General features: G+C 63.4%; 9 protein-coding genes and 1 pseudogene. 6 read left to right on the top strand and 4 right to left on the bottom strand.

The window, feature by feature from the left end:
• The 3 genes and pseudogenes from CN311_RS19850 to CN311_RS19840 form a co-directional block, all read left to right on the top strand.
• Window positions 1-579 (top strand): annotated as a pseudogene (locus tag CN311_RS19850) (esterase-like activity of phytase family protein); the annotation flags it as partial.
• Window positions 580-689: 110 nt separating this feature from the next.
• Window positions 690-2,162 carry an MATE family efflux transporter gene (locus CN311_RS19845; protein ID WP_097575429.1) on the top strand — a complete coding sequence of 491 codons (1,473 nt, stop codon included), beginning with the start codon at window positions 690-692 and terminating at the stop codon, window positions 2,160-2,162.
• 158 nt (window positions 2,163-2,320) lie between these two features.
• On the top strand, window positions 2,321-3,415 hold the full coding sequence (locus CN311_RS19840; RefSeq protein WP_097575428.1) for a DUF930 domain-containing protein: 1,095 nt from the start codon (window positions 2,321-2,323) through the stop codon (window positions 3,413-3,415).
• Between the two features lie 49 nt (window positions 3,416-3,464).
• Here the strand turns inward: CN311_RS19840 and CN311_RS19835 are convergent, their stop codons facing one another.
• Window positions 3,465-3,746, bottom strand: a complete 282-nt coding sequence (locus tag CN311_RS19835) for a hypothetical protein (protein ID WP_008876633.1) — start codon at window positions 3,744-3,746, stop codon at window positions 3,465-3,467.
• A 130-nt stretch (window positions 3,747-3,876) separates the two neighbouring features.
• On the opposite strand from CN311_RS19835, the gene CN311_RS19830 reads away from it, so the two are divergent.
• A complete protein-coding gene (locus tag CN311_RS19830) occupies window positions 3,877-4,743 on the top strand; it encodes an SDR family NAD(P)-dependent oxidoreductase (RefSeq protein ID WP_097575427.1) in 867 nt (288 codons plus the stop codon).
• Between the two features lie 2 nt (window positions 4,744-4,745).
• Here the strand turns inward: CN311_RS19830 and CN311_RS19825 are convergent, their stop codons facing one another.
• The 3 genes from CN311_RS19825 to CN311_RS19815 form a co-directional block, all read right to left on the bottom strand.
• Window positions 4,746-5,174 carry a low affinity iron permease family protein gene (locus CN311_RS19825; RefSeq protein ID WP_097575426.1) on the bottom strand — a complete coding sequence of 143 codons (429 nt, stop codon included), beginning with the start codon at window positions 5,172-5,174 and terminating at the stop codon, window positions 4,746-4,748.
• Between the two features lie 100 nt (window positions 5,175-5,274).
• The gene (locus CN311_RS19820; protein WP_097575425.1) at window positions 5,275-5,916 is read right to left on the bottom strand and encodes a DapH/DapD/GlmU-related protein; all 642 of its coding nucleotides are present in this window, start codon (window positions 5,914-5,916) and stop codon (window positions 5,275-5,277) included.
• Between the two features lie 110 nt (window positions 5,917-6,026).
• Entirely contained in the window at window positions 6,027-6,542 is a 516-nt protein-coding gene (locus CN311_RS19815) for a CreA family protein (RefSeq protein ID WP_097575424.1), read from the bottom strand.
• Window positions 6,543-6,738: 196 nt separating this feature from the next.
• Between CN311_RS19815 and CN311_RS19810 the strand changes: the two genes are divergently transcribed.
• Window positions 6,739-7,317 carry an SCO family protein gene (locus CN311_RS19810; protein WP_097575423.1) on the top strand — a complete coding sequence of 193 codons (579 nt, stop codon included), beginning with the start codon at window positions 6,739-6,741 and terminating at the stop codon, window positions 7,315-7,317.
• The gene (locus CN311_RS19805; RefSeq protein WP_097575422.1) at window positions 7,317-8,189 is read left to right on the top strand and encodes a 50S ribosomal protein L11 methyltransferase; all 873 of its coding nucleotides are present in this window, start codon (window positions 7,317-7,319) and stop codon (window positions 8,187-8,189) included. Before CN311_RS19810 ends, CN311_RS19805 begins: the two co-directional genes overlap by 1 nt.
• Window positions 8,190-8,197 lie beyond the last annotated feature (8 nt).

Raw genomic sequence — 8,197 nt, 5'->3', positions numbered from 1 at the left:
GTCGTGCCGCTGCCGGTATTCAAGGACGCCAAGGACAAGACCAAGGTTGCGGCGCAGAGCGAAATCGTCGCGCTGTCGGACAAGACCTTCCTGATGCTGGCGCGCGACAGCGGCAACGGCCAGGGCTTGAAGGGCGACGCCTCGCTCTATCGCAAGATCGACATCGTCGACCTCTCCGCCGCCACCGACATCGCCGGCGGCGCCTTCGACGCCGCCGACAAGCCGGTGGCGCCCAAGGGCGTGCTCGATCCGTCGGTGTCGCCGGCCAAGCTGACGCCGTTCATCGACATGAACGACAAGGCCGAACTCGGCCGCTTCGGCCTGCACAATGGCGCGCCGAACGACAAGGATAACCTCTCCGAGAAGTGGGAGGCGATGTCGCTGGTCAGCGTGCTCGACCCCAAGCTGCCCGACGACTATTTCCTGTTCGTGGCCAACGACAACGACTTCCTGACCCAGGACGGTTTCCAGGTCGGCGTGCCCTACAAGGCCGAGGACGGCGCCAATGTCGACACCATGTTCCTGGTCTATCAGGTCACGCTTCCCGGCCTGTCGGGAAACAGCCTCGTCGCGAACTAGCCCATTCGACCGGGTGTCCCTTGGCACCCGGCCCGGAAAGGGGTGCATGGGAATCAGGCCTGCGATATCATCGCGGGCCTGATTCATTTCGCCGAGCCAAGCTGCCCGCCATGGACGAGAAGATGCCCGCGCGCCGCCGCACCGGCGACCTGACCAGCGGCCCGATCCCGCGCACGCTTCTGCTGTTCGCGCTACCGGTGCTCGGCGCCAACGTGCTGCAATCGCTGAACGGATCGATCAATGCCGTCTGGGTCGGCCGCTTCCTCGGCGAGGCGGCGCTGACGGCGACCTCCAACGCCAATCTCGTGCTGTTTCTCATCCTCGGCACGGTGTTCGGCATCGGCATGGCTGCCACCATCCTGGTCGCGCAATCGGTCGGCGCCCGCGATCTGCCGGAGGCCCGGCGCATCGTCGGCACCAGCGCCACCTTCTTCTTCGCCGTCTCGGTGGTGTTCGCGGTCTGCGGCTGGATCTGGGTCGACGCCATTCTCAATGCGCTCGGCACGCCGGCCGACGCGCTGCCGCTCGCCCGCTCCTATCTGCGCATCATCTTCGTCGGGGTGCCGATGATGAACCTGCTCTCCTTCGTGATGACGGTGCTGCGCGGCGCCGGCGATTCGCGCACGCCGTTTTTCTTCATGGCCCTGGCTGTCGTGCTCGACATCGTCTTGAACCCGCTGCTCATCCGCGGCATCGGCCCGTTCCCCGAGCTCGGCATCGCCGGATCGGCCACCGCAACGCTGATTGGCCAGACGGTGAGCGTCATTGCCATCCTCGTCATGCTCTATGCGCGCAAGCACCCATTGCGGCTGGCTGGCGCCAACCTCGCGCTGCTGCGGCCGGACCCGGCGCTGTTGCGCATCGTCGTCTTCAAGGGCGTGCCGATGGGCCTGCAGATGATCGTCATCTCGGTCGCTGCGCTGACGGTGATGGGCATGGTCAACTCCTATGGCTCCCAGGTCGCGGCTGCCTACGGCATCGCGGCCCAGCTCTGGACCTATATCCAGATGCCGGCGCTAGCGATCGGCGCCGCGGTCTCCTCGATGGCGGCGCAGAATGTCGGCGCCGGCCGCTGGGACCGGATCGGCCACATCGCCATGTCAGGGGTCGGCTTCAACCTGGTGCTGACCGGCGCGCTGGTCGCGCTGCTTTTCGTCTTCGACCGCCCAGTGCTCGGCCTGTTCCTCAGCAGCGACAGCGCGGCCATCGATATCGCTGCCCACATCAACAATGTCGCGTCCTGGTCCTTCATCCTGTTCGGCGTCACCATCGTGCTCTTCGCCACCGTGCGCGCCACCGGCGCCGTAATGCCGCCGCTGATCATCCTGGTGATTTCGGTGCTGATCGTGCGCACCGGCTTTGCCTACTTCGTCAGGAGCGTGATCGGCGAGGAGGCGCTGTGGTGGAGCTTTCCCGCCGGTTCGATCGCCTCGCTCCTGCTCGCCGCCGGCTATTATCGCTTTGGCCGCTGGCGCACCATGCACATGATCGAGGACAGGCCGGCGGCCGGCGAGCCGCCTGACACCGGCCTCGGCGTGCCGCGCCAGCGCGCGCATCTGTCGCCGGAAACGCCGAACGGGTGAAGAGGCTGGCTCACCGCGCGTATTTCGCGCCGAACCCCGCGCCACCAGGGAAAAGACCGTGATCATCACGCAAAGGCCGCCTGTCCAGCGGCAGCTAAATCGTGCCACTTCCACGCTCATGCTTGATGCCGCCGCTATTTCGCTCCACATCGGTCTAGATGAAGGACGAGACACGAGAGCGGCGTCGGAATCTACTGTGGGGCTTGCCCGCCTCGCTGATCCTGCATGCGCTCATCGCAGCTCTCCTGGTCTACGGCCTGCCGACGCCTCCCCAACAGCCGCAGGAGCAGCAACCGGTAAATGTCGCGCTCGTACCTCCGCCCGATCAGCCAAAGCCGAAACCTGCTGCCCCAAAGGCTCCCAAAGTCGAAAAACCGCCCGAGCAGAAAGTTGAAAAGCCGCCTGTGCCGGAACAGCAGCCGCGCAAGCCGTCGCCAATCGAGATCCTGAAGCCTGTTTTTCAGTTCGGCGAGAAGGATACAGGCCCCAGGAAGTCCCTGGATGGGAGCAGCCCTCAAGACAACGCGCCGTCACCGGCAAAGAACGACGATTCGAAGCTGCCTGTCACACCGAAGGCGGAGGAGCAGGCGGATTCAGCCAAGACCGGCGATAATTCGGCAATCGCCGAGCCTACACAGCAGAAGCAAGCACCATCAGCCCAAAACATAGACAAACAGGAGACAGACAAACAGGAGGCGGGAACGCAAGCCGACAAGCAAACAGCCGCGGCACCAATGCCCTTGGCTGCCCCCGGCAACGACGGTGAGATCGAGCTTCCCACGTCGGCCGAAGCCCCCCGGCCCAGACCCACACCGAAACCCAGCTCCGCAAAGGTCGCGAAGCCCGGAAACGCGAGCGCCAGGAGGCCAAGCTCCACGAAAGCACGCAACTATGCGGGTCTTCCGGGTGTTCGCCGGCTTTATTCACAGGGCGCTACCGGCGATGTGCTGGCTACGACCTCGATCGCCGAAATGCCTCGCGGCCAGCGAGCTGCCAGACTTTGCGCCAGCGCGTTGCAGCAACAATTACAGGACGCCTCTTATTTTCCTGACCTGGTGCCACTTGTTCCGCTGAAGATGGGCAATGTCCTCGATGTTCCGCAGGCTGCTTTCCACGCAGCCGCAACATGGTATCGTCTGAGCTACCGGTGCGAGGTCGATAACGATGCGACGAGAGTCCTGTCCTTTACCTCCCGTGTCGGAACTGTGATCCCGCCCGACGAATGGGCCGGACTTGGACTTCCTGTTCGCTAAGCATGATCCCGAACCGAGGATCAGCGAAGCAGCTTCAACTCATCCTGCTCTAGCCGCGCATCGCCTTCAGCTTTTCCGCCACGGAGGCCGCCAGGTCGGCATAGCGCTCCTCCAGCCGCTCGGCGGCCTTGATCACGGAAAAATCATGGCCGAACTTCTCCAGCGCCATGCGCAGCTTCTCGACGAATTCCGCCTGCTTTTCGAGCGCCGCAAACAGCGTCTTTACTTGCGCCTCGGTGATATCGGGATTGGCCAGCATCTGCGGCACCTCGCGGCCCATCTGGTCGCCGGTGGCGGTCTGCTGCTTCAGGATCTCGATCCAGTCGGTCAATCGGCATCTCCTCTTTCGCCGGCAACATGCGCAGCGCTTGCCGATGTGGTCAACCCGAAGACGCCAAGAGAAGCTTGCCTGAGCCGCATCCCACGCTAAGTTCGGCACTAGCTCGAACAAGGAAAAAACCATGACTACCGACGCCGAAATCCAGACCGCCTTACCTGCTCTTGCCTCCGGCAATGTCGCCGTCATCACCGGGGGCGCCAGCGGCATCGGTCTTGCCGCCGCGAAGCGATTTGCGGCCATGGGCATGAAGACGGTGATTGCCGACGTCGACGACGCGCGCCTCGATCAGGCCCGGCAAGCGCTCGCCGCGATCAGCGGCGACGATGCCGTTCGTGCCGTTGCCGCAAACGTTTCCTATATCGACGATGTCGACCGGCTGGCGGATGCTGCCTACGCTGCCTTTGGCGCGGTTTCAGTGCTGATGAACAATGCCGGCGTCGGCAACAATCCGGGCAAGCCGTGGGAAAACCGCTTCGCCTGGAGGCGGCTGATGGACGTCAATTTCTGGGGTGTCGTGCATGGTGTCCAGGTTTTCGCACCGCGCATGCTCGCGACCGACACGCCGGGGCTGATCATCAACACCGGCTCCAAGCAAGGCATCACCACGCCGCCCGGAAATCTTGCCTACAACGTCTCCAAATCAGCGGTGAAGACCTTCACCGAAGGGCTGGCGTACGCACTGCGCAACGAGCCGGGCGCAAGGGTTTCGGCGCATCTGCTCATTCCGGGCTTCACGTATACGGGTCTGACAGAAGGCGCGACCGAGAAACCGGCCGGCGCCTGGACGGGCGAGCAGGTCGTCGATTTCATGCTGGCCTCGCTTAATCGTGGCGATTTCTACATCCTGTGCCCCGACAACGAGGCGACACGGCCCATGGACGAAAAGCGCATGGCCTGGGCGATCGGCGACATCATCGAGAACCGCCCTGCTCTCTCGCGCTGGCATCCGGATCACAAGGACGCTTTCGCGGCGTTTATGAAGCGCTGAACTCAGGCAGCCTGCTTTTTCGAGCCGCGCTTTTGCCCAACGGCTTTCTTGGCGGTCATCTCGGCGGCCTGTCGGTCATGCCGCTTCGCCGCTTGTTCGCACTTGGCGCGGATCTCCTCCACCTCGGATTCGGTCAGATGCTCGATGCCGATAAAGTGGTTGTGGGCTTCGCCGACCCGGATCAGCTCGTCGAGCTTCGCCTGGATCGCAGCTCCGTCGCGGTTTTGCGTATTCTGGATAAGAAACACCATCAGGAAGGTGATGATCGTTGTGCCGGTGTTGATGATGAGCTGCCAGGTGTCCGAAAAGCCGAAAATCGGCCCGGTCACCGCCCAGACCACAACGATCAGGCAGCACATGGCAAATGTCAGCGGCATGCCGGAAAGATGGGCGACCTTGTTGGCGATCCTGGTGAAAAGCTTCTCGAACATCTGAACTCCCTCGATGGCAGGGAGAAACAAACGGCGACGGGTCAGGGTTCCCTGCGAGCGGGTATTTCGCGATTGCGGCCGCGTACGCGCCTGAACGAGGTCAGGACGCGGCGTCTTCCCAGCGGTCGAGGAAGGCTTCGATCGACAGCGCCTGCATGTCGGGGATGGCCTTGGCGAGTTTTTCGACCGGCCAGTCCCACCAGCCAAGATTTTCGATACGTGCGGCGATATCGGTGGTGAAACGCTGGCGCAGCGGCTTGGCGGGAACGCCGGCGACAATCGCATAGGCCGGCACGTCTCGCGTCACCACGGCATTGGCGCCGACGATCGCGCCATTGCCGATGGTCACCCTTGGCATGATCACCGCGCCATGGCCGATCCAGACATCGTGGCCGATGCTGACGGACTTGGCTCGCCGCCGTTCGCGGAAGGCCGTATCGACGCCAAGCCAGCGGAAATATTCGTTCGGCCGGTAGCTGACCTTGTGCTGCGTCAGCCGCTCGACCGGATGCTCCAGCGCGTTGATGCGGCTGTTGGCGGCGATCGAACAGAACTTGCCGATCGTGGTGTAGATCGCCTCGGCATGGCGCTCGAAATAGGAGAAATCGCCGACCGTTACCTCGCGCAGGATCACGCGCTCGCCGATCGAGGCATAGCGCCCGAGCTTGCACGCCTTCAATTCCGCAGTCGGATGAATGCGCGGCTCGGGATCTTTCGGGACAAGGTTTTCGGCACGATCCATCCGGCGGCTTTACGTCAGCGCAATTGCTCCTGCAAGGCGGGAGCAATTGTCGCGCCGACGATTGGTCCCGCAAGCGGGACCAATCGTCCGTCAGCTGTTGCCGGAGTCCACTACGGCTTGCCCTTGGTCCACACCACGTTCTGGCCGTAGAGCGGCACCGTGGTGACCGACATTTTCGCCGAGCCGTCCTGCACCTGGCGCGAATGTGACAGATAGATCAGCGTCTCATTGGCCTTGTCGTAGATGCGGTTCACCACCTGCTTCTTCCAGATCAGGCTGATGCCTTGCTTGAACACCTCCTCGCCGGCCTCGCTCATGTCGATATCGCTGATGGTGATTGGCCCGGTCTGGCGGCAGGAGATCGAGGAATCGGACGGATCCTCGAACCAGTTGCCCTTCTGCAGGCGGTCGATGACGCCGCGGTCGAAATACGAGACGTGGCAGGTCACGCCTTCGACCTTCGGGTCCTTGATCGCCTCGACGATGATGTCGTTTCCGAGCCAATCGACGCCGACCTTGCCGACCTCCTGGGCGACAGCCGCGCCAGCACCGATGACGAGACATACGGCCAATGCGCCGCCGATCAGTTTTCGCCCAATCAGTCTTTGCCCTGTCGGTCTTTGCAACGGGAGCCTCCTGCGGTTCGAGTTTTGCCGGTCTCAGGTGGGGCGAAAGACAGCGCTTTGCAAGCCGGATCGTGCGTGCGGGCCTGCCGGTTGCGGCAACGCGACATCTTTGCGTGCGCAGTATCAAACAGTTAAGAGTATTCGCCAAATGGCGCCGATCCCGTGCGCCCGATGAAAATCACGACGGACATAACAGATGATGCGTTCAATTCTGGTCGGCATTCTCGTCCTGATGGCGGCAGGCATCGGCTGGCTCACCTTCGACTGGTACCGCGGCCACTATGGCGGCGAGCCCTATGGCGCACCTTTTGCGCTGGTCGACCAGAAAGGAGCACCGATCACCGAAGCCGCGCTTCGCGGCCACCCCAGCGTCGTCTTCTTCGGCTTCACCCACTGCCCCGAGGTCTGCCCGATCACGCTCTTCGAGCTGGCCGGCTGGCTGAAGACGATGGGCGACAGCGGCAAGGATTTGCGTGCCTATTTCGTCTCGGTCGACCCAGAGCGCGATACGCCCGAGATCATGAACACCTATGTCAGCAATTTTTCCGACCGCATCACCGGCATTTCGGGCGATCCGGACAAGGTGCATGCCATGGCCAAGGCCTTCGGCATCTACTGGAAGAAGGTCGACACCGGCGACGGCGACTACACGATGGACCACACCGCCTCGGTGCTGCTGCTCAACGCCAGGGGCGAGTTTGCCGGCACCATAGCCTATGGCGAAAGCGCCGACACCGCCATCGCCAAGCTCAAGCGGCTGGCTAGCGAAAGCTGATGACCCAGACGCGGCTTTACTTCACGGTCGGCAAGATCGAGGCCGACCGTATCTTCGCGGCCCTGGGAGCGGCCTTCGAGGATGACGGCCTGCCAATTGCCGTGCTGGAGGTCGACGAAGACCGTGACCTCCACGAAGTGTCGCTCTATGCCGACGGCGATGTCGACGCGGCGGAAGCGCGGGTAGAGGGCATTCTGGCAGACCTTTCGCTGTCGAGGCCGGTCGTGCGCGAGGCCCTGCCCGATATCGACTGGGTGGCGCGCTCGCTGGAAGGGCTGAAGCCGGTCCGAGCCGGCCGTTTCTTCGTCCATGGCGCGCATGACCGCGGCAAGCGCCGCAGCGGTGAACTCGCCATCGAGATCGAGGCGGGGCTGGCCTTCGGCACCGGCCATCACGGCACCACCGCCGGCTGCCTCGAAACGCTGGAACAGGTCGTGCGGCGCGAGCAGCCGCGCAATGCGCTCGACCTCGGCACCGGCAGCGCCGTACTGGCCATTGCCGTGGCCAGGCTTGCGCATATCCCGGTGCTGGCCACCGATATCGATCCGGTCGCCGTCAAGGTGGCTGCCGCCAATGCCCAGCTCAACCATGTCAAGGCGCTGGTCGAAACGGTGGCGGCGCCGGGGTTCCACCATCCGATCTTTGCCGCGCGCGCACCCTTCGATCTCATCGTCGCCAACATATTGGCGCGGCCCCTGATGCGGCTGGCGCCCGAAATGGCCGGGCATATCGCGCTCGGTGGCTCGATCGTGCTGTCAGGCATCCTCGACCGGCAACGCGACGCGGTGATTGCGGCCTATGTCGGCCAGCAGTTCCGCCATGTCAGGACCGTGCACCGCGAGGGCTGGGTGACGATCCATCTCAAGCGGTGAGGCGTCAC

Source organism: Mesorhizobium sanjuanii (genome assembly GCF_002529485.1).
GTDB classification, from domain to species: Bacteria; Pseudomonadota; Alphaproteobacteria; order Rhizobiales; family Rhizobiaceae; genus Mesorhizobium; species Mesorhizobium sanjuanii.
Note: the sequence above shows the minus strand (reverse complement) of the source record. Positions and strands in the feature narration are given on the sequence as shown.